This is a genomic window from Sporanaerobium hydrogeniformans, from assembly GCF_002735925.1.
GTDB lineage: Bacteria > Bacillota > Clostridia > Lachnospirales > Cellulosilyticaceae > Sporanaerobium > Sporanaerobium hydrogeniformans.
Genome location: NZ_PEDL01000019.1, coordinates 37,025 through 59,691, shown reverse-complemented (window position 1 = coordinate 59,691; position 22,667 = coordinate 37,025). Strand labels below are relative to the sequence as shown.

General features: G+C 33.2%; 20 protein-coding genes. 7 read left to right on the top strand and 13 right to left on the bottom strand.

Going from position 1 to position 22,667, the window contains the following annotated elements:
- Nucleotides 1–512 precede the first annotated feature (512 nt).
- The 6 genes from CS063_RS14320 to CS063_RS14295 form a co-directional block, all read right to left on the bottom strand.
- Entirely contained in the window at nucleotides 513–2,150 is a 1,638-nt protein-coding gene (locus CS063_RS14320) for an ABC transporter ATP-binding protein (protein ID WP_099450381.1), read from the bottom strand.
- Complete coding sequence (locus CS063_RS14315) at nucleotides 2,134–3,885, bottom strand: ABC transporter ATP-binding protein (protein WP_099450380.1); 1,752 nt, start codon at nucleotides 3,883–3,885, stop codon at nucleotides 2,134–2,136. Before CS063_RS14315 ends, CS063_RS14320 begins: the two co-directional genes overlap by 17 nt.
- A 244-nt stretch (nucleotides 3,886–4,129) precedes the next feature.
- Nucleotides 4,130–6,136, bottom strand: coding sequence for an FtsX-like permease family protein (locus CS063_RS14310; protein WP_099450379.1), 2,007 nt, complete (start codon nucleotides 6,134–6,136; stop codon nucleotides 4,130–4,132).
- Nucleotides 6,129–6,896 (bottom strand): ABC transporter ATP-binding protein, encoded by a 768-nt coding sequence (locus tag CS063_RS14305; RefSeq protein WP_099450384.1) that lies wholly within the window; start codon nucleotides 6,894–6,896, stop codon nucleotides 6,129–6,131. The genes CS063_RS14310 and CS063_RS14305 overlap by 8 nt, the downstream gene beginning before the upstream one ends.
- Nucleotides 6,897–7,163: 267 nt before the next feature.
- Nucleotides 7,164–8,174 (bottom strand): sensor histidine kinase, encoded by a 1,011-nt coding sequence (locus CS063_RS14300; protein ID WP_099450378.1) that lies wholly within the window; start codon nucleotides 8,172–8,174, stop codon nucleotides 7,164–7,166.
- 18 nt (nucleotides 8,175–8,192) lie between these two features.
- Entirely contained in the window at nucleotides 8,193–8,870 is a 678-nt protein-coding gene (locus CS063_RS14295) for a response regulator transcription factor (RefSeq protein WP_099450377.1), read from the bottom strand.
- 37 nt (nucleotides 8,871–8,907) lie between these two features.
- On the opposite strand from CS063_RS14295, the gene CS063_RS18235 reads away from it, so the two are divergent.
- The 4 genes from CS063_RS18235 to CS063_RS14280 are packed head-to-tail and all read left to right on the top strand — an operon-like array spanning nucleotide 8,908 to nucleotide 11,017.
- Complete coding sequence (locus CS063_RS18235; protein WP_143452474.1) at nucleotides 8,908–9,168, top strand: manganese efflux pump; 261 nt, start codon at nucleotides 8,908–8,910, stop codon at nucleotides 9,166–9,168.
- Complete coding sequence (locus tag CS063_RS14290; protein WP_099450376.1) at nucleotides 9,138–9,536, top strand: molecular chaperone DnaJ; 399 nt, start codon at nucleotides 9,138–9,140, stop codon at nucleotides 9,534–9,536. The genes CS063_RS18235 and CS063_RS14290 overlap by 31 nt, the downstream gene beginning before the upstream one ends.
- A 12-nt stretch (nucleotides 9,537–9,548) precedes the next feature.
- Nucleotides 9,549–10,454 (top strand): DUF5685 family protein, encoded by a 906-nt coding sequence (locus CS063_RS14285; protein WP_099450375.1) that lies wholly within the window; start codon nucleotides 9,549–9,551, stop codon nucleotides 10,452–10,454.
- The gene (locus CS063_RS14280; RefSeq protein WP_099450374.1) at nucleotides 10,454–11,017 is read left to right on the top strand and encodes a hypothetical protein; all 564 of its coding nucleotides are present in this window, start codon (nucleotides 10,454–10,456) and stop codon (nucleotides 11,015–11,017) included. The genes CS063_RS14285 and CS063_RS14280 overlap by 1 nt, the downstream gene beginning before the upstream one ends.
- Nucleotides 11,018–11,183: 166 nt before the next feature.
- On the opposite strand, the gene CS063_RS14275 is transcribed toward CS063_RS14280, so the two are convergent.
- The 6 genes from CS063_RS14275 to CS063_RS14250 form a co-directional block, all read right to left on the bottom strand.
- Complete coding sequence (locus tag CS063_RS14275; RefSeq protein ID WP_099450373.1) at nucleotides 11,184–13,262, bottom strand: HelD family protein; 2,079 nt, start codon at nucleotides 13,260–13,262, stop codon at nucleotides 11,184–11,186.
- Nucleotides 13,263–13,331: 69 nt separating this feature from the next.
- A complete protein-coding gene (locus CS063_RS14270) occupies nucleotides 13,332–14,093 on the bottom strand; it encodes a MerR family transcriptional regulator (protein WP_099450372.1) in 762 nt (253 codons plus the stop codon).
- Between the two features lie 88 nt (nucleotides 14,094–14,181).
- Entirely contained in the window at nucleotides 14,182–14,778 is a 597-nt protein-coding gene (locus CS063_RS14265; RefSeq protein ID WP_099450371.1) for an FMN-dependent NADH-azoreductase, read from the bottom strand.
- Between the two features lie 37 nt (nucleotides 14,779–14,815).
- A complete protein-coding gene (locus CS063_RS14260) occupies nucleotides 14,816–15,697 on the bottom strand; it encodes a pirin family protein (RefSeq protein WP_099450370.1) in 882 nt (293 codons plus the stop codon).
- 63 nt (nucleotides 15,698–15,760) lie between these two features.
- Nucleotides 15,761–16,204, bottom strand: coding sequence for a MarR family winged helix-turn-helix transcriptional regulator (locus CS063_RS14255; protein ID WP_099450369.1), 444 nt, complete (start codon nucleotides 16,202–16,204; stop codon nucleotides 15,761–15,763).
- A gap of 114 nt (nucleotides 16,205–16,318) precedes the next feature.
- Nucleotides 16,319–18,325 (bottom strand): methyl-accepting chemotaxis protein, encoded by a 2,007-nt coding sequence (locus CS063_RS14250; RefSeq protein WP_099450368.1) that lies wholly within the window; start codon nucleotides 18,323–18,325, stop codon nucleotides 16,319–16,321.
- Between the two features lie 251 nt (nucleotides 18,326–18,576).
- On the opposite strand from CS063_RS14250, the gene CS063_RS14245 reads away from it, so the two are divergent.
- Nucleotides 18,577–18,930, top strand: coding sequence for a helix-turn-helix domain-containing protein (locus CS063_RS14245; RefSeq protein WP_099450367.1), 354 nt, complete (start codon nucleotides 18,577–18,579; stop codon nucleotides 18,928–18,930).
- Nucleotides 18,920–20,158, top strand: coding sequence for a hypothetical protein (locus tag CS063_RS14240; RefSeq protein ID WP_099450366.1), 1,239 nt, complete (start codon nucleotides 18,920–18,922; stop codon nucleotides 20,156–20,158). The genes CS063_RS14245 and CS063_RS14240 overlap by 11 nt, the downstream gene beginning before the upstream one ends.
- Here the strand turns inward: CS063_RS14240 and CS063_RS14235 are convergent.
- Nucleotides 20,139–20,288: an S-layer homology domain-containing protein gene (locus CS063_RS14235; protein ID WP_408640897.1), complete on the bottom strand. Its 150-nt coding sequence runs from the start codon at nucleotides 20,286–20,288 to the stop codon at nucleotides 20,139–20,141. The genes CS063_RS14240 and CS063_RS14235 overlap by 20 nt on opposite strands.
- A gap of 134 nt (nucleotides 20,289–20,422) precedes the next feature.
- On the opposite strand from CS063_RS14235, the gene CS063_RS14230 reads away from it, so the two are divergent.
- Nucleotides 20,423–22,420, top strand: a complete 1,998-nt coding sequence (locus CS063_RS14230; RefSeq protein WP_099450364.1) for a methyl-accepting chemotaxis protein — start codon at nucleotides 20,423–20,425, stop codon at nucleotides 22,418–22,420.
- Nucleotides 22,421–22,667: the final 247 nt, after the last annotated feature.

The following is a 22,667-nucleotide window of genomic DNA, read 5'->3' as shown; positions in this document are numbered from 1 at the left end:
GCTTATCACGTCCTTCATCGGCTCTCGGTGCCAAGGCATCCACTCTACGCTCTTAGTAGCTTGACCTAATCCGTTCAACTTACGTTGACGGTTTGTCATGTGCCTTGTTAATCAACTTTCGTTGAATACAAAGAATATAAATTATACCCTTTCGGGTATTATGAAACTCTAATCTTTGCCTAGTGGCAAAAATAAGACTTTCACTATCGGTTAAATTGTAGATTTTACACCCTGACAAACATTTTTGCATTATACAATGCGTGTACATTTATCGTTAGGCGCAAGTTATATTGCTATAACTTACAAATCTATAATTGTTGTAGTATTTGTTTTTCAAAGTACGATGATTACTTACTAAGTAATCTTTTATTATGTCGCTTTCGTTCCTTGCGACTTTTATAATCGTACACGATTACACTACATACGTCAACTACTTTTTTAGGTTTTAATTAAATTTAGCTGAAAAAATTAATTCTCATCCTTTTTAGAGTCTTATTTAAGCCTATTAATACCTATCCAATCTTTATAATACGATCTGCATATTCTATACTTGATAAACGGTGAGCAATCATAAGAGTAGTCCTTGTCTTGCTATAACTAGCCATTACTTCTCTCATTAACCTTTCAGATTCTGAATCTAACGCCGATGTAGCTTCATCTAATATAAGAATAGGAGCATCTTTTAGAATGGCTCTTGCAATCGCAATTCTTTGACATTGCCCTCCCGATAGCCTCATTCCTCTTTCACCAACAATGGTATCATAACCGTCTGCCTGTTCCTTAATAAATCTATGGGCATTAGCTGCCTTAGCTGCCGCTATAATCTGCTCATCTGTTGCCCCCGGATTGCCATAACGGATATTCTCTTTGATACTTGTATTAAAGAGCTGAGACTCTTGTGGCACATAGGCAATAAGTCCTCGTAGTTCATCCAGTGTCATTTCACCTATGCTTTTGCCACCTATCGAAATCCCACCTCTATTCGTTTGATAAAATCCCATAAGTAATTTAACTAAGGAGCTTTTACCACTTCCACTTTCACCTACAATGCCTATTGTTTCACCTTGCTGAATAGTCAAACTAAAGTCTCTTATGACTGCTTTATCTTCTGTATAACCAAAAGTAACATCTTTAAATTCTATGTATCCAGGCTGCTCAATGATCTCTGTCTTTCTTTGATTAGGCTCTTCTTCTAGCTCTAAAAACTCATAAACTCTCTCTGTTCCTGCAAGACTATTATAAAACATAGGGTAATACTGACCAAACTCTCTAAAGTTAGCATCTAGTGCTGTCTGCAAGCTCATGATTGCAATAATATTACCATAGGTCGTTAATCCCCACTTTACCATCAGGCTTCCTAGTAATACAAACACCATAATATTACACATAGAGATCATAAAGTTATACGCTGAAAGAAAAGCAACTATTCTATTATTCTTTAGATTATGTCTAGATACCTCCTCATTACTTTTTTTAAAGTTTTCTATCATCTGCTGTCCCTTTTGATACATTCTAATAATAGAAATGCCTCCAATGATATTTGTTATTATAACTGTCATGTTTGAAAGCTGATTTTGTACTTCTTTAGTTGTTAGTTTAAGTTTCTTAGAGATATTAGTATTCACTATAAGTGTAAGCAAATTTAAAATCAAAATAACACTTGTAATTCTATAATCAAACACAAACATTGGAATCAAATAAACAATAATTGTGGCAAAGGAGGCAATTGTTCTCCTAAAATGTCTCATAAAAATTCCAGCTACTACCCACGTATCATTTTCAAAAAGAGAAAGTGCATGTCCACTATGATTTTTTTCATAGTAATCAACGGGTAGCCTACTAAATTTATAATAAAGGGCTTTACATATATTAGCGAAGCCATATTTCGCTTGCCCATTGAACATAAATGTAAAAATAGGTAAAAGTATAACAACTATAATCATATATACAATGACTAATGCTAATAGTTTAAAAATCATATATAGGCTATGATTATCTCCAATGTCTAAAAGCCTCTTCAATAAGTACGATTCTACCAAGGCACTACTTGCATGCAAAAGTGTCATACCTATAATGCCACTAAAGTAAATAAGATAATGTCCCTTCAAAAAGACGAATGTATTTTTAAAATCCTTATAAAGTGTCTTCACTCGTAGCCATCTCCTTATAGCTTATTTGATTTTGTTGATTACTATAGAGTTTACTGTACATACCGCTCTTTGCTATAAGATCTTCATGACTTCCTTTTTCAATAACCTGTCCCTGATCAAGAACATATATCTCATCAGCTTGTCTAATTGTTGATAAGCGATGCGCAATTAAAATCACTGTTTTACTCTTGCTATATTCCTCTATAGCCTTCTGAATTAATTTTTCTGATTCTACATCTAGCGCAGATGTCATTTCATCTAATAGAAAGATAGGAGCATCCTTTAATAAAGCTCTTGCTATTCCTAACCTCTGTCTTTGCCCCCCAGACAAGTTGCTTCCTCTCTCTGATATGACTGTTTGATAGCCTTGTGGCATTGCCATAATAAACTCATTGGCATATGCTTTCTTGGCTGCTTCAATAATTTCTTCTAAAGTAGCTCCTTCTTTACCATAACCTATATTCTCAGCAACCGTCCCTTCAAACAAATAGGTATCTTGCGCAACATATGCCATCTGGCGTCTAGCTTTCTCTATATCCCAATCATTTAACGATCTTCCATACAAACAAACCTCCCCCTTTGTTGGCTTATGAAATCCCATGAGTAATTTAAACAAAGTACTTTTCCCACTACCACTTGCTCCTACTAAGGCGATAGCCTTTCCCTGAGAGATTTGCATATTAATATGAGATAAAATTTCCTTGTTTCCTTGCTCATCCGCTACATCATAGCTAAATGAAATATCTTTTAGCTCAAAAACTAAAGATTTTTCTTTTTCTTCTTCTTCACCGAAGGCTTCTTCCTTAACATCAACAATTTGCATCATACGATCCACTGAAACCATTGCCTCTTTAAACTCTGTCACATACCTAGTAAGCTCAGATAATGGTTTAGATACATTTTGTAAGAGAAGCACGAAGGCAATAAGCTCCCCACTTGTAATATTTCCTCTATAGCTATTATAAAAACCAATAAATATGCAAATAAGCATAGGCATGGCCTTAATAATATATTTGTACCCTCCTGCCTTAGCCACAAGCTTTTCATATTTAACATAATAAGCAGTAGCTTCATCTATATTCTTATCAAAATAATCTTTTCTTAAGTCCTGCAAACCATAAACCTTTTCAACCCTTACATTATGAATAGTATCCTGAGCAATCTCAATTACCTCATCTATCTTAGTCTCAAATTTTTCTATGGTATCATAAGTGGGCGATGCAACCTTCTTCGCAAGTATAACTGCCATAGGAATACAAATAGCACTTACCAAGGTCATAGCTAAATTAACCTTTAATAAATACATGAAGCAACAAGCAAATATAATTATATTAGTTAAAAACTCTGGCATTCCTCCAGACATATAATCTGCTACACAAGTCATATCACGAAGCATTCTATTACTTATACTCCCCGTTGTCTCCTTTTCATAAAATCCATATTCTGCATTAACTAGCTTAGCCGTTGTCATATTTCTTAGGCGCTCTATTAATAAAACAGAAAATCGTCCCTGACATATAACACTTCCATAGCTTAAGACAGTTCCTATTAATGTCAGTAAAACGAATTTTAGAATAGTAGTACTTATCTGTCCTCCTCCTATCCCTTGGTCTACAGCTTTTCTTGTAAAATCACTTACTGCAATCGTTATAAAGGCTAGACCTATATTCATCAAAACTTGAAACACAAATAAAGTCTTATGTTCTGCTAGTTTCCATATTCTCAACAGATTCATTATTCTTTCCTTATCATCTAAATATTTTTTATATTTATTTTATAATATAATTTTCTGTTTGAACACCTATTTTAATCTTAAACACAATTATAATCTCCTTTTAAATACTATTGAGATAACTTCTTTTCTGGCTTATCAATTAAAACAAAAAAGATGCATCTATCAATTCCTTAGAATTGTAGACGCATCTTACTCTTTATTTATCTTTTCTACTACTACGAACATTGAAAAATTATGTCTACACTTAATTCATGCGCTTTACAATCTTATAATAAGCCTTTGCTGTAAACAAATAACTACTAATATAAAGCATGGTAAATACAATGATTACTACACCACTACAAGTATAGATTAATATATCATTATATAAATTTAATACACCTAATAAGTTTTTGACTACTTGTAATCCAAAAATAATATGAATAATAGCAAAGATAAGAGGAAGGAAAAATACAATCAAAATCTGTCTTTTGATAGTAGCTTTTACTTCTTCATCACTCATTCCCACTTGCTGTAAGATTTCAAAGCTTTTCTTATCCTCAAAGCCTTCTGTAATTTGCTTATAATACATCATTTGAACAAGGCACACACTAAAAACAATACCAAAGAAAATACCTAAGAATATAAATCCACCATTCATAGACCTAGTTTCTTGTCTCCACTGCTCTATATAACCTGAAGAACGATGACCATAAGTTGTGTCTATATAAGTATTAATATCTTGAATGAGTAAATCTTTATTTTCCTTCGTTCCTTCTATATTAAAATGAATATTATATAATTCATCTTTTTGAGATAATGTACTAGATGATGTACTGAACTTGGCAGCTAAAGCATCGATTGTCTCCTGTTCCTTTAAAATAATATAGTAAGTCTCATCTACCATGTTTCTTTCTTCTTTAGCTTCAATGGTAAATACTTTAAGCTCTTTCTTTACTTTAAAACTCTTACCCTCTAAAATCACTTCATCATGAACAAAGTCTTTACCTTTACTAAAAATGAGAACCTCATTCTTTTCTAATGTCTGTTGTTCATGTTCTATGCGATTATAATCTGCTAAGGACATAAAACGGATATCAAAAACATCTTCTCTATTTTCCTCATATGACGCTACATTAAGAAACGCATTATCTTTTTTATAAGCTTTTATCTTTTGAAACGTAAACTCTTTATAGTCTGTTACCTTTACAGCTTTTAACTTAGCTATTTCTTCAACTTTTCCCTTGAAGCTTTCTTGTTTTTCTCGTGTATTAAAATCAGAGACCGAAAAGCGGTACTCAGCGTCCATAGGATAATTAAAGCGCACCGCCCCGTCTTCTCCTGTTAATACCGTCAAGGTGCAAATTAAAGTAATAATAATCATGGTGCTAAAAATACAAATATTAGCTAGCCCCTGTGCGTTTCTTTTCATGCGATAAAGCATCCCTGATATAGTAACAAAATTCTTCTTTTTATAGTAAATACTAGGCCTACTTTTCATCCATCTTAAAATAGCAATCGTACCTGTCTTAAAAATAGATCGTGTTCCCCATATGACTAACATTACTGCCAGGAAAAAGTGAATAAATATCATACTATCTAATTCTGTAATAAGAGCTATATAATATCCTAAGGCCAAAATAAGGAAACCTATAATTGCTTTAAACCCCAGAAATTTTACTTCTCTTTCTCCTTTCTTACTACTCTTAAGAAGTTCAATGGGTTTACTAATAAAGATTTGCCATAAGCTTACACCTAGGTTTACTAGACTAATCACACCAAAATAAATAATGGTAGCCTCATAGCTTCTAAGGCTCCCTACAAACTCCGTATCTACTGGAAGCCCTGAGATATTTAAAAGTAGCAAATAAATGAGTTTAGAAAAAATAGTCGCTACCAAAACGCCAAAAGCTGTTGTTGCTATATAAATGAATATGCTTTCTAAGCACATAATCATACTAATGTATTTTTGATCTAAACCTAATACATTATAAAGCCCCAATTCATTCTTTCTTTGTTTCACTAGAAATTCATGGGTAGAAAAAAGAATAGGTGCTAAAATAATTCCCAGAAGCACTCGTCCAACTTCCATAAGAATTATTACATACCCAGCATAAGGTAAATCATAAAGTATTTCATTATCACAAATAGCACTAAAGATAAAGAAAACAAAAACTGAAAAGGAAGTAATCAGCATATAGGGTACATAAACTGTACTATTTTGTTTAATACCGTTAATGCTTAGCTTGGGTAAAAGAACTGCTTTATTCATTGTCACCGCCTCCTGCTTGTAAAACTGTTAAGGTATTTGCAATATGACGATACATTTCCTTATCGTTCATTTCTCCTCTATAAATCTGATTAAATAAATTGCCATCTTTAATAAAAAGCACACGACTAGCATGACTTGCAGCTCTTGTACTATGAGTTACCATAACAATCGTTTGTCCCTCTTTGTTAATCTCATTAAACAGTTCTAGAAGCTGATTAGAAGCCTTAGAGTCTAGTGCCCCTGTAGGTTCATCTGCTAAAACAATTTTAGGCTGTGTAATAAGTGCCCTAGCTACAGCTGCTCTTTGTTTTTGTCCACCAGAAACTTCGTAAGGAAATTTAGGTAAAATCTCTTCAATATTTAACTGCCTAGCCAATATTTCTAATCTTTTTTGCATTACTTCATACTTTTCTCCCTGTAAAACCAGCGGCAATATAATATTATCTTTAATTGAAAAAGTATCTAATAAATTAAAGTCTTGAAAAACAAAACCTAAATGATCCCTACGAAAAGCACACCTTGCACTAGGCTTAATAGTGGCAAAAGATTTTCCTTCTAATAAAATCTCACCTTTAGTAGCTACATCTAAAGACGCTAAGAGATTGAGCAAGGTTGTTTTTCCTGAACCTGACTCACCCATAATGGCCACATATTCTCCCTTTTCTACTGAAAAACTAATGTTATCTAAAGCCTGAACTTGTGTACCTCCAAACCTAGTGGTATATATTTTGTTTAAATTTTTAACCTCTAATAGCGCCATCATTTTCTCTCCCTCTTATCTACACTTATTATCTTTTTAGTTCTACTGCCTAAGTTCTCATTTCATTATTTTTACTACTATAGCCTTTACCCACCTATTACCTATTGCCATAAAACTCTTTTAGTAAAAACTGTTTAAATCAAAACCCTATTCTCATGTATGTTGATAAACATGAGGCTCATTTCTCTTTTAGTATAGAAAAAAAAGAAATGCCTTGCCATTTCTTTGGCTTACATTTCTTTTTCAAACATGACATTTTTGTAAGTTTTATAGTTTTTTGTTTTTAAGGAATCCTAACGTCACTATTGTCCCCTGTCCAACGGTTGAAGTTACTTCTAAACTATGCGAAAGTCTAGTGGTGACCTGTTTGCAAAGGTATAAGCCTATCCCTGTAGATTTCTTATCCATTCTGCCATTATAGCCTGTAAACCCTCTTTCTCCAATTCTAGGTAAATCTTCTGGACTTATCCCAATCCCTGTATCTTTAATCATCAATTTTATTTCTTTATCCGTTTCTTCTATTGAAATAGTAATACTTCCTGTCTGTGTATATTTTAAGCTATTTGATAAAATTTGTTCGATTACAAAGCTAATCCACTTTTCATCTGTTAGTACTATTGCCTCAAAAGGTTGTAAATGAAGTGTAAGCTTCTTTCCAATAAAACTGATGGCATATTTCTTCACAGCTTGTCTTACAATATCTTGAAGTGCGTAAGGTTTTAAAACTAAATCTGCAGAAATACTTTCTAATCTTAAATACTGAAGTACCATTTCTACATACTGTTCTATTTTAAAAAGTTCTGTTTCTAGCATATAGCCATTTTGTTCTTCCTTGTGCTCTAGTAAAAGCTTCATCGCTGCAATAGGTGTTTTAATTTGGTGTGCCCACAAGGTGTAATAATTCGTCATTTCTGTTTTTTGTTCACCTAGTTGCATTTTTGCTGTTTGTTGATTGGCATAAAGTGCTTTTAAAATTTCTTGATAAGTTCCTTCAATAAAGCTTTGGGGTAAAGGAAGCTGTTCTAATGAAATCGTCCTATTTTCATAGACGTTTAATAAGGCATAGTATTTCTTAATATATTTTTGATAATCCCATAAACAAACCATAATGCCTACAAAACTAAAGACATACGTACTATATAAAATAGGCTCCATAGGGATCCTAGATAATGCTGCCACCATACAATAAAGAAACATTAATACTAAATAAAGCACTATACTCTTTATATGATCCTTTAACCATAAAATAGCTAAGTCCCCTAAACTCTTTTTCTTCATCTAAGTACTCCTTCTTCATTATTCATTCTCTAAAATATATCCCAAACCTTTTTTAGTTGTAATAAAATCTCTTAAGCCCATCTCTTCTAATTTTTTACGAACTCTTCCCATATTAACAGTCAAAGTATTATCATCGATAAAATAATCTGTGTCCCAGAGCTTCTTCATGATTTCCTCTCTAGCTACAACCTTTCCCTTATGTTCAAATAAGATTTGAAGCATTAAAAACTCATTTTTTGTCAGTTTTATTTTATCATTTCCTAAAACAAGTGTTGCATCAGCTAAATTTAAAATCACACCTCTATGCTCTAGTTCTGTACATTCTTCTATAAAGTCATAGGTTCTCCTAAGCATGGCTTGTACTTTAGCTGCAAGGACTTCTAACTCAAAAGGTTTCGTGATAAAATCATCTGCCCCCATATTCATCGCCATAACAATATTCATACTATCACTTGCTGATGATAAAAAGATAATAGGTACTTTAGATTTTTTTCTTATTTCCGTACACCAATAGTACCCATTAAAAAAAGGTAAGCCAATATCCATAAGTACAAGATGTGGCCCTATAACCAAAAATTCTTCCGTTACTTGAGTAAAATCTTTTACTTGATGAACCTCATATCCCCATTTCATCAAATGTTTTGTGACTTCTTCACCAATCACTCTATCATCTTCAACAATTAGTATCTTATACATGCCTTCACCTCACTACTAAGCCTTTGTTTATTTTTATATTATATACTTACTTTCCACTCTTGCCTATTTATATACATATTATGAGTTATTTTTACCAGCATTTAAAACCATATCAGTATTAGCTATTGTCACAAGTATTGATGCCCTAGCAGTAGGTATGACTTTTACATACTATTTATCCTGTTTTTTCATACAAACAAAGTCTATCATTTTTCCTTACTTTTGTTATACTAATAATATATACTTGATTATAAGGAGTGATTCGCATTGCATACCTTTGAAGAAATTCAAATACTGATTTCAAATAACGACTTAGTAACTGCTGAAACAACTTTAAATACACTTCATGAGAAGTCTGCCCACTGGCATTATTTATACAGTCTTATTGCGTTAAAAAAATCTTGGTTTGACTCTGCTCTTTCTCATTTAGAAACAGCTATTAGCCTTGCTCCAAGTGAAACATTTTATATAGAAACAAAAACTGCTCTGATGAGTCGTTACCATGGCTATAGTGATGATTATTATCACAGACCAAGACGTAGACGCAGTAGCTGTGATTGTTGCTGTTGTTGTGATGACTGTTGCTGTGAATTTAACTGTTGTGATCTGATTTGCCTAGACACCTGCTGTGAATGTATGGGCGGTGACTTAATCAGCTGTATTTAAAAGGAGCTTACTATGTTTGGTTATGTCACTCCATTAAAAGATGAACTTAAAATAAGAGAATACAAAGAATTTAAAAGCTACTATTGCGGTTTATGTTTTCATATCAAAAAACACTTTGGGAATCTTCCTCGAATGATTTTAAATTATGATATGACCTTTTTAGCCTTACTTTTAGATAGCTTAAATCCTCTAGAAACCCTTCCTACTTCTAAGGTTTGTATGACTAATCCCATTAAAAAGAAGCCTGTTTTACTTGATAATCAGGCTCTTTTCTATGCAGCAGCTATGAATGTTGCACTCGTTTATTTTAAACTTTTAGATGATGAACTTGATGATCACAGTTTAAAGAGTAAGACGCTGGCTACTTTCTTAAAACCTTATAAAAATAAATTTCCGGCGTCTATGAATGAGATTTATACTCTCATTGAAGAAAACCTAAATACCCTTAATAAGTTAGAAGAAAGTAAAAACTTCTCCTCTATAGATGAGATTGCAGAGCCTTTTAGCTTAATAGTTGCTCATATTTTTAAAGATTATCCTTTTGAAATTGTAGAGGATTTTCCTCATACACGTGAGCATCTCTTTCAGTTTGGATACTGCTTAGGGAAGTGGATTTATATTATTGATGCACTCGATGATCTAAAAAAAGATATGGAGAAAAATAAATTTAATCCTTTAGATTTTCTCTATAATAAGGAGCATCTAAGCTTTGAGGATTTTTTCCCTAAAATTAAAGAACGTGTTAGCTTTACTTTACTTAATTGTGGTTATTCAGTAAAAGAACATCTCAAAGGCCTCCCTCTTCAAAGGAATGAAGCCATTCTTTATAACATTATTTCTCTTGGTATGATGGAGCAGTATACTAAGGTGACGCATTACTGTAACTGCAAAAACAAAAAACAAAGGAGGAAGGATTAATGAAAGCAAGTTCTATTGCCTTTGGGGGTATTTTAACAGCTGTAAGCCTTATCTTACTCTATCTCACACGATTGCTACCTACTAATACCTTAACACTTTTAGCTCTTCTTTCCTTTATTCCTCCTATTGCACTCATGGAAAAAGGGCTTAAAACTGCCATACTGGTGTATATTTGTTCTAGTATGGGAAGCTTACTTTTTGCATCTCCTCATATTAGTTTGCTGTATATTCTTTTCTTTGGAATGTATGGCATTATAAAAGGCTTCATTGAACGCATAAATAAATCTTTTGTGGAAATTGTACTTAAGCTAGTCGTTTTTAATATGACTTTTTTAATAACTTTCTTTTTAGCCCAAGGAATACTAGGTATCGATTTAGAAACTATTTTTGCTACACTTTTATCACGTTTAGCTTCTTTAGGGCTTCATTCAACTTCTAGTTTTGTATTCATCTATTTGCTCTTACAACCTGCTTTCTTGATTTTTGATTATGCATTAACGCTTTTAGTGGGATACTATGATGATTATATTAAAAAATATATTAAGCGAGGTTTAATTAAATAAAAGTGTATGAGTAATTTTTCCAGGCTAATAGAATAAACCTTAGTGAAATGGTCACTAGGCAGTATCTAGAACTATTCTTGTAAATTTCATAAAAACACCTAGAACATAGCAGTTTTTAATCTTTTATGTTCTAGGTGTTTTCTATTATTTACTTAATTTATCTATTTCAGCTTTCTAAGATAGGTGATAGTATGTGATCATAATAAATATGAAGTAAATGCAATGCCCTTGTACAAGATACGTAAAGTACTTGCTTATCAACTGGTGTATAGTAATTTTTTTCATTCACACTTGGAATGAAAACCACATCAAACTCTAACCCTTTTGCTAAATAAGAGGTAGTAATAATAATTCCTGAAGTGAAAACAGTACTACTAGTAGTTAATAAAGTAACTTCTATATAAGGACTTAAGTCATTATAAACCTTTTTTGCTTCTGATAAGGTCTTGCATATAATAGCAACCGTTGTATATTGATTTAAGTCTAGCTCCTTTAAATCTACTAACATCTCTTCTAGCATCTTGCTATAAAAGGTACTCCCCTTTAATTGTGGTGCTTCTCCATGTCTCTCAAAAGGAATCATCTCTGTTTGATTAATAATCTTTTTACCAAAGGTGGCAATTTCAAAAGTAGAACGATAAGTTCGGTTCATTCTAATCAGCTCTGCTTCCTCAAATACCTCTTTTAATGTATCTAATACATTGGTTTCCTTTGGTTCTAATACTTGATAAATATCTCCTAAAATAGTCATCTTACAATTAAACAATCTCTTTAATATTTCAAACTCAACTCTTGTATAATCCTGCATTTCATCAATAACTAAATGTTTAATCTTATGATCTCCTGTATACCCACTTAAGGCATATTTAAGATAAATCATAGGAAAGACATCCTCATATGCTAGACATTCCTTATTCATTTCTAAAATAAAGGGTAGATTCCTTACCTCATTACACCAGCCTATAAAGCGCTCATAAATGCTTACTAGTTCTGTTTCTTTAAACATCCCCATAAGCTTAACTTTTATTTGCTTCCTCATAAGCTTTGTTATTTTTAACCCTTGATAGCCTTCTTTACTTTCTGCTAAATAGTTAGCAATATCTTCTGCTCTACTTAAAAGAGGTCGTCCGGTGAATCTATTACAAAAGTGATGTTTGATTTCTTCCTTGCTAAAACAAATCTCCTCTAAAGAAATATCTTTAAAAGCCATGAGTTGCTCCGGGAATTCTTCAACAAAATGTTGTAATAGCCCGAAAAATTCTTCACTCTGTTTATAATCTATATTTCTCTTACGATTAGAGCCTTCCATTTCTCTGCTTAATAAAAATTCTATTTGTTCAAATTTAGATTCTACCTTTACAATCTCTTTTAATTCATCTGCTATAAGCTCTTGTATGCTATACTGTCTGATGTTTTCTTCCCCTAATTCTGGCAAGACGTTTGAAATATAGTCTGAGAAGATAGGGTTAGGTGAAATGATTAAAATGTTATTTGAATTAAGTTCATGACGACTCTGATAAATTAAATAAGCAATGCGATGGAGCGCAATAGAGGTTTTTCCGGAACCTGCGATTCCTTGAACAATCATAATACGTGCTTTGTCATTACGCACAATAGCATTTTGCTCCTTTTGAATAGTCGCCACAATATTTTTCATTCGGTTATCGGCATTATGACTGAGCTCTTTTTGTAAAATTTCATCGGCTATTCTGATCTCGTTATCTAATACGTACACGAGTTGCCCATTTTTTACTTTATACTGTTTTTTCTTTGTAATCTCTCCGCACATGTCTCCTATAGGTGCCTGATAACTCGCAGGTCCTATTTCATAATCATAGTACATGCTACTAATAGGGGCACGCCAATCATAAACCAAGGTTTCCCTAAACTTGTCAGAAGTAAAATCTCCTAGACCAATATAATAGGCCTCTACATCCTCGCTAGCGTCACCTTCAAATAAAAAATCTATTCTTCCAAAGTAAGTATTATCTCTCATACGCTCTAACCTACTTTTGATTGCCGTACGCTTCTCTAAATTATCAATGTCGTTAGCAATTATTTTATTATTTGAGAAGATTTCCATGGCATCCATGTCTGTATGATTTTGAACCACATATTTATGCGCTTCAAAAATCTCTTTTTGTTTAGTCTTGGCTAATTCATCTAGTTGCTCTACCGTACTATTAATTTCATCTTGAACAAGTTGTAAATATTCCTTTTCATCTCTGCATAAATTAATATCCATTTTGTCCCTCCTTACCTCGTAGTCCTTTATTTTAAAACACAAAATAAGTCTGGTGTTATAATGGAGGGTTTATGGAAAAATTTTATCATTAAATTGTTGTCTCATTATCAATAGTTGCTGCTTCATTTGCAAAACATCTTGTTCTAATTCATCAAGAGATGATAGTAAATGATCACATACAGAAATAATTTCTTCTGTGGGCCCTGGTGTATCTATGACTTTTTTGATGTCAATTTGATTATTTTTCTCTAATGCCTCTAGCATACGTAAAATAGACATGAGAGAATAATTAGCACATCTTAAAGTACGAATAAGCTTTAATCTTTGAATATCCTTTTCATCATAAATACGGTAGCCATTTGCACTACGTTTAACAGTTAATAATCCGTTTAATTCCCAATTTCTAAGGGTATCTATACTTATTTCTAGATAATCGGCTGCCTCTTTTCTTGTTAAAGAAAGTCTTTGTTCTAGACCAACATTTCTAATCATCAACTCTGCCACCCGAATAGCTTCTTTTGCTTTTCCCTTTTCTAAAGCTATTTCGTTTAAATAACAGTCATTAAGCTGAAGGGCTTTCTCATAGTCTTGTTTTGCTGCTGCTTTTACAATTTCAATAGCACGCTTTCTTAAACCATTCTGTAGAACTTCTCCTCTTAAAGCTACCTTTAGTAAGCAAATCTGACTGATATGCTCATCCGTATAAATGCGATAACCATTAGCTTTTCTACTTGGTTTAGTAATAAGTTGCCACTCTTCATAAAGCCTTACTGTATTAGGATGAACCCCTACTAATTTGGCGACTTGTGACGTTTGATAATACTTAGACATAAGCTATGCTCCTTTAACTACAAAAGGTACTATAAAACCTTTACTCGTTTTATAGTACCCCTTTTCATTTTATCTTTTATGATTATACTTAAAATTCTTTTGCAAGTAAACTTGCCTTGCTAATGCCTTCTTCAATCTTTTCATCTACATTAACGCCGACTACGTCTACGTTTTCAATGGCTATAGTCTCTATGTCTGCTATCCCAAAGAAACCTAAAATCGTTCTAAGGTAACGGTCACCCATTTCATATGGTGCATTACCATATTCCCCACCTCTAGATACAATGTGGACTGCTTTTTTGCCTTGAAGAAGTCCTACTGGACCTTCTGCAGTATACTTAAATGTGATTCCTACCACACTGATATAGTCTATATAAGCTTTTAAAATAGCTGGGAAGCTTAAATTCCACATAGGTGCTGCAAATACATATTTATCTGCCTCTGCAAATTGATAAGCATACTTTAATAGTGGACTCTCTTTACTTGCCTCATCTTTAGGTCCAAAAATTTTTCCTAAATCATCTGGTCTTAAGAAATCTATATTCTCTTTATATAAATCCAGTTCAAAGACTTCATCTTGTGGGTTATTTTTCTTGTATTCTTCTATAAAACGATCAGATACTTTAAAAGTTCTTGATTGTCCTTCATTTTTAATGTTTGCTTTGATGTACAATACTTTATTCATAATTTCTTGCTCCTCTTTTTTGTAATATGGTTTTGGGTTAAAATATGTCTGTCCCAAATCTATTGTTTTCTAAGTCTTCATAGGCCTCGTAGATCTCTTCCCTTGTATTCATTACAAATGGACCATACGATACAACTGGTTCATCTATTGGCTCTCCGCTAAGAACGATAAATAGTGCTTCTTCACTTATAGCTTCGGCTAAAATACTACCCTCTATATTGTTAAATACAATAAAATCGCCTTCCTCATATATCTTATCTTCATTAAGTTTAATCTTACCTTTTAAAATAAGTATTCCTGTATTAAAAGTACTTGATTCATTTAACAAGACTTTTCCATTATTTCTTAGATTAACATTATATAAATTGATTTTGGTAAAAGTACTTGCTGGTCCTTTAACACTGTTATACTCACCAGCAATAATACTAATCTCACCTTGATTGTTTTCAAGCTCCACTTTTCCCATGTTCTCTTTTAATAAAGCTTGATATTTAGGCTCTGTTCTTTTTTTAGCTTTAGGTAGATTCACCCAAAGCTGAATCATATGCAAAATGCCACCTTGCTTACTAAACTGAGTTTCATGATATTCCTTATGCATAATGCCTGATGCAGCACTCATCCATTGCACATCTCCAGGTCCTATGATACCATGATTTCCTTTGTTGTCATGATGCTCAATTTTGCCTTCATAAGCAATGGTTACCGTTTCAAATCCTCGATGTGGATGAGCCCCAACACCACGATTAGTTAATGATGGCTCATAATAATAAGGGGGATGATAATCTAGTAATATAAATGGAGATAATCGCTTCATACCGTTGGTTCCAGCCGGTAAATACTGAGAGACTCTAAAACCATCTCCAACCATATGTACTTCCGGCCCTCTAAATACCTTCTCTATGGTTCTAAAATTTTTCATTGTTTTCCCTCCTTTCACTCGTTAACTATCACTAACTAGTGATAGTTGCTTAAAAAAATAGGGTTATATGTTTTTAAACTTTTTAAGAATCGTCTTTAAAGTTATTTTCTCTTCATCTGTTAAGGTATCAAAAATATGTCTTATATTTTCAATATGCCCTGGTAAAATATTTTCTATAACCTTCTTTCCTTTTTCTGTTAAGGATATGATACAAGACCTTTTATCGTTAGTGTCTAGATTTCTCTTTACTAAACCATCCTTTTCTAAGTTTTTTATGACTACAGTTATATTGCCAGATGTGGTTAATATTTTTTCTATTAACTCATAGATTCGTAAATCTCCTTTATTATACAGTGCTTCTAAAACTCCAAATTGAGCTGGTGTTAATCCGCTCTTTTTAATTGTTTCAAATTCCTTCTTATGAATGACACGCTCCGCTCTGGTAAAGACAACTAAAGTGGATAGTGCTAATTGATTTTCACTGATTAATTTTTTAACATTTTCCATAGATTAAATATATCACTAATTAGTGATATCGTCAATATACTTATTACCTACTTATTAAAAGTACTGTAGAATGCTTACTAAATAGCATCCTACAGTATTTAACAGAAGAAGAACTTATATTTTGAACTTCGAAACAACCTGTACTAATCGTTCTGATTTAGACCTAGCTGTCTCCGTTAGGCGTACAACATTGTCTGACTTAATAGTTATGCCACTAACCTCCTCGGCTATGTTGGTCGCACCTTGCGATTGTTCACCTGCTGCACTTGCTATTTCCTCTATGGCTCTTTCCATGTTATGTATAGAAGCTAAAAGCTCTTCTGAGGTAGCACTAAAATCTGTTACCATATCATTAATAACCCACGCATCTTTACTATAATTCTCACTTGTACTAACTAATGTATCATAATCTTTTAAAACCTTTTGATCAATAAATTTCATGATTTCTGCTGAACTAACAGAAAGGTTATTTACTGCTTCCAAAATGATCTTCGTGACATCTTGTATACTTATAGCAGACTGTTTAGAGCTCTCTGATAATTTTTTAATTTCCTCTGCAACAACTGCAAAACCTTTTCCAGCTTCACCTGCTCTTGCTGCCTCAATGGCTGCATTTAATGCTACCAAGTTAGTTTGTGCCGTAATCTCAAGGATGCAGCCAGAGAGTTCATCAATTTGATTGACAGCTTTTGATTTCTCAATGGCTGTTTGTAAATTCTCCTTTGTTTTTGTATATATGCTAATAGCATCTTCCTTTGAAGCCACAGCATTACTCTTCATATTTTTACTTGTGTTATTAATATTATTCACCGTTATTGCACCCGCTTGAGCTTTGGTTGCAATCGATTCAACTGCTTTTCCTATTTCTGATGATGTAGCACTCATTTCTTCACTAGATGCAGCTGTTTCTTCTGTTGCTGTAGAGAGTTCTTCTGTAGTCCCTGAAATCTCTTCTATACTTATATTCAGCTCTCCCATCTCTTTATTAATCGCAATAAGCCCCTGACTTATGTTAGTTGATTCACGCATAACTTCATATATCGTATCCTTTATAGATTGTTGCATACTCTTAACAGAATGAAAAAGAACTCCTACCTCATCTTTTCGATTAAGATCCTTTTCAGATATACTTCCTCTAAAATCTCCAGTTGCTACTTTTTCCAAGAAACTGGAGACTACCTTTATCGGATTAGCAATATTATTTGCAATTAATAATGTAAGTATAATGCTGATTACTAAAAAAAGAATTGAAATACCGAACATTGCTAGGCTAAGCTCAGAAACTTTGTGCATCACTTCATCTTTTGGTGCAACAGTGGCAAGAAACCAGTTAGTTCCTTGAACCTGAGCATATCCTGCATACCTCTCTTCCCCTTTAAAAGTATACTCTCTTGCACCTGTTTCTCCTTTAGTCATAAGTTCATGTAATTCTACTAATCCTTTTAAACTTGGATCTTTTTCTAAAGCTTCATTAACATTATACATGTCTCTGACCATAGACTTATCTTTATGTGCTACTAGGGTTCCTTCTTTATTAAGCATGAAGGTTTCACCTTTTTCTCCATAGGCCATACTATTGATAAAATCGCTCAGCACATTACCATCTCTAGCAATCACCAATACTTCCTTTACTGTTTTACCCTCCCTAATAGGTACTGCATAATATAGGGTTAAACTACCATCTATATTACTTATACTAGGGTCTGAAACGTTCCTCTCTCCTGCTAATGCTCTTTGGAAAAACGCTTTATCAGATACATTTCCCATTTGCCCTTTCGTATCTTTCGTATTCCCTTGTTTATCTGCAATGAACATACTTATATGGTTACTTCTACTCACTTCATCCTTCAATAAATCTAATCTTTCATCTACTGTCAGCGTACTATCTTTCATCCAATGACTTTCAGCCAAAGCCTCTAAAGTATTGAGTTGTAATTCTATTCCCATTTTAACCACGTTAGCGTCTCTTGTAGCAATTTCACTCAATGATACATCAATATTGGTAGTTATGGCATTAGCCGAAACCCTATAGGCTATAATGCTGAGTCCTATACAAATCCATACCAGTAAAATCCCAAAAGATAGGACTAACTTTGTTTTAATACTTTTTAAACTTAACATCTATCTCCCTCCACCCATTTAAATATTGTTTTTTGTTGTATGCTGCTAGATTGTATTCTATTCTGTCACATTGCAACTCTATAATATACTATTCCAGTAAATAGTGGGGTATCATAGAGTTCTTTGTCATGGACAGAGTTAGGACAGCGTTGTGACAGAGTTATGTAAATTTATATTTATTTATGGCACAATATGTTTTATAGTATTGTTAGGATATTTTTAGATTTTACTACTAAGGGAGAACCGACAACATGATTAAACACATGCTGTTTTCTGATTGTCTACGCACATTACTATCTATTTCAGGGATTAGTATTAATCGCCTATCTAGAGCTATCACTATAGATAACTCTCTTGTTAACCGTTGGGTTAATGGCAAAAGAATACCTCCTTATAATACGTTGTATATAGAACAAATAAGTGAATACATCTGTAAACATATTAAAAACTCATTTCAAGAAAAGCAGATTGATGAACTATTTTTTACTATGGATAAACCCGAAGATATTGGCTATAGTTTAGAGAAAAAAATTGAAATTATATTATTGGAAGCTCAAGGTTATTCTATTAAAAACAAAAAAAAAAGAACCTATTATGGTTCATGACATCTCAAAAGCTATAGATAATACGCTTATTCCTTCTGTGGATTTTTCTAGTGAAGATAAATTAATTTTAGGTTTTGAGAGTACTTTTTCTAGAGCTATCACTCTACTAGAGGTCGCTTCAAAACAAAAAAGCAAAAATAATGAAACAATTTATATTACCTATAACAATGATTTGAATATCTCCGACCATCATTATAAAAACCTTGGTCTTTATAGAGATATTTTATTTAAGGTTATAGCTAACGGATGGCATATACTTCTTTTAATTAATTTAAATAAAAACGTAGGTAAGATGATAAAATTTATACACTTTATCCTTCCACTTATCGTGACCGGAAAGTTTACTATACATTACACCTACAAATATGAAAATACTACACTCTTCGATGAAAATATTATAGTTCCCAACCTAGGAGCTTTATCTTTTATATCTATGAATGTGAGTTTAAAAAATAGTTATGCCTTTTATATACAAAATCCAGTTGCTATAAATATCTTACAAAAGCATTTTAAAGAATTTATTTCTCTTCATTCCAAACCTCTTTTAAATTACTATTCAAATCAAAAGAACATTAACTACGGCTATTATTTAGTAGAAACAGAAAAAAACTTGGGTAATCGTTTTCTCTATAAATATAGTTTTAGCGTATTAATGCTCCCTATTGATTTATACACAAAATTATTACAAAAAAAGGGGCTTTCACCTAATATTATACAAGATATTTTAAGCTTTTATCACCAGCGTTTAGATATCTTTAAAGCCAATGTAACTATTTATGAATATAATGATATTTATTTAGTTCCCTCTATTCACGATTTAATTAGACACCAAGAGTTTTATTTATACGACTATATGGGACTAGAGAAAATACATTTAGAAGTTCAAGAACTTATAGATTTCCTAGAGAATATCATCTATCTTTTACGAACCTTTAAAAATTTTAATATCGCTTTTATACCTCCTGATGCAGAAAATCTAATCAAGAACCATGATTTATTTTGTTTAGTTAAAGAAGGGCATTCTGTATTAATCGAAACCTTTGAGTTTTCTAAAATCATACCAAGAATGCGACTACGCATAGAAGAACCCACAGTTGTTAGGGCCTTTGAAGAGTACCTCAAGGATATTTGGGATAAGATTCCGCCCATTACTAAAGATAAAAAACAAGTTATCTCATGGCTATTACGCCAAATAGATTCTCTAAAAGCTAAATTAAATAATGATTAATCCCAACAATAAAGAAGTTGAGCTGTCGCAGGGCTGATGGGGAGCTTGATATAACCCCTAGCATAGAGGAAACCTCTGCACGGGTGGCATTCCCCTTTGGATTGAACTTATTGTCACTGCCGCCCATCATAATTCCAGCCTGCTGCATGGCTTTCACAGCGTCTTTGTAAGCACTGCCGATTCCGATTGACTTATCTATCATTCTATGTTAATCTTAATAAGTTTGAGTAAAAAGAAAGAATTATATATGGAGGTGGTTACAATATGAAAAAAATCATGAACAAGCTACTTACGATGAAATACAAGCTACTTACAATGCTACTCGCAATCAGCTTAATTCCAGTGTTAATAACCGGAATTAGCTCTTACTTTATTTCTTTTAATGTTTTAACAAAGAAGCTAGAAACTACTAGTACCCAAACCACGAAAGAAATCACACGAGGCATCAACAACTATTTTACAGGCATGACTAATCTACTTAAAGTTCTAGCTAACGATACCAACTTAATCGAAGCGGATAACAACCAAAATCTAAGCTTTGGAAAGGGCTTAATCGCAAATATTAAGTCCACTGATTCTAATATCTTAAATGTTTATGTTGGAACTGAACAAGGTTTGTTTTATACCGACCCTTATGTTGATATTCCAAGTGACTTCAATCACAAAACGAGAGACTGGTATCAACAAGCTGTACAAACCCCTGGTACCATTATTATCTCAGATCCCTATACTGATACAGGATCTGGAGATCTTGTTATTTCACTTTCTTGTGCAACCCAAATAGCAGGAAAAGTTGTGGGAGTAGTGGGTATGGATGTTGATCTTAGCGAATTTTCAACTTCCCTCTCAGATATTACAATCGGCGATAATGGTTACATCTATATTACAGATCAGAATGGACGGGTGATTTCCCATCCTGATACTACGCTTATTAATTCTGACATCATTACGACCTATCCTTATTGGAAAGAAATCAAAGATAATTCCAGTGGATTTTCTACCTATACATATGAAGGTAAAGATAAATATGCAATCTATGATACAAGCGAAGTCACTGGTTGGAAAGTGATTGCAGGACTAAATCACTCTGAACTCACTAGGGATACGAATCCAATTCGCAACACCTTAATGCTGGTATCCTTCATCACACTAATAATAGCTATCCTTGTAGCTATTCTATTTAGTACTCCAATCGCTAAGAATATTAAGTTGTTATTAACCTCGTTTGACCGTTTATCCCATGGAGATTTAACAACTAGGGTCATGATACGTTCCAAGGATGAGTTTCAGCTACTAGGTAGCCATTTTAATGATATGGCGATAAACATCTCAGGACTCATTCAAAATGTCAGCGAAGTATCCACATCCGTTCTTGATTCTTCCGTAACCCTCTCAAGTATGGCTGAAGAAACGAATTCCTCTATTAATGAGGTTACACGTGCAATTGATGAAGTGGCAAAGGGCGCAACGGAGCAAGCACAATATGCTATGACAAGTGCATCCAATATCTCTGACCTTGCAGATAAACTAAACCTCATCGACAAATCTACTGACATCATAGATGAGTTATCAAACAACGCAAAAAAACTAACGCTTCAAGGCCTCAATCATGTACAAACGTTAATGCAAAATTCGGACAGCACCATGAAATCCACAACAAATGTATCTGTGTTGGTCACAGAAACTAGCGAAAGTATGAAGCAAATTGATGCCATCTCCAATACCATTGACACTATCACAGCACAAACGAATTTACTGTCATTAAATGCATCTATTGAGGCTGCGAGAGCCGGTGAAAGTGGCAAAGGCTTTGCTGTCGTTGCCAACGAAATTAGAGCTTTGGCAGAACAATCCAAAGAATCCACCGTTAAAATCAAAAATATCATCCAAGACATCAATCAGAAAACTGCACTTTCCGTAGAAGCCATGGGGATTACTAACCAGAACGTAAAAGATCAGGTTCAACTTGTAAATCAAACCCAAAGTTTATTTGATGAAATCATGGAAGCAATTCGGGTATTATCTGAAAAGGTTACTAAGATTAAGCATACTACCGATGAAATCACTGCAAACAAAGATAATGTAGTAGAGCAAATTGAAAACATATCCGCTGTATCCGAGGAATCCGCTTCCGCAACCGAAGAGGTAACTGCTTCTTCAGAACAAATCTCAGCTACTATGGATGAAATCACACAACACGCAGTTGATTTATACCGTTTATCAGAACAGCTACAAGAAAAAATCAACAGTTTTACACTCTAACTAAAATAGCTTTTACAGCTTCGCGTATGCGTAAGTTGTAAAAGCTATTTTTTATTAATCTCGAACATAATGCCTTATAAGAATCTACTTTTTACATGACCTTATGTAAGCGCCCCAAAACAGGACGTAGTGTAAAAAGTATAAATTAATGATACCCTTTTAAAAAAGACCAGCTTTACATTACTGCGCCATTCTGGTTCGTCAAAAAAGCAGAGAACACGATATTGCCGTAGCGTTCCAGTGTACT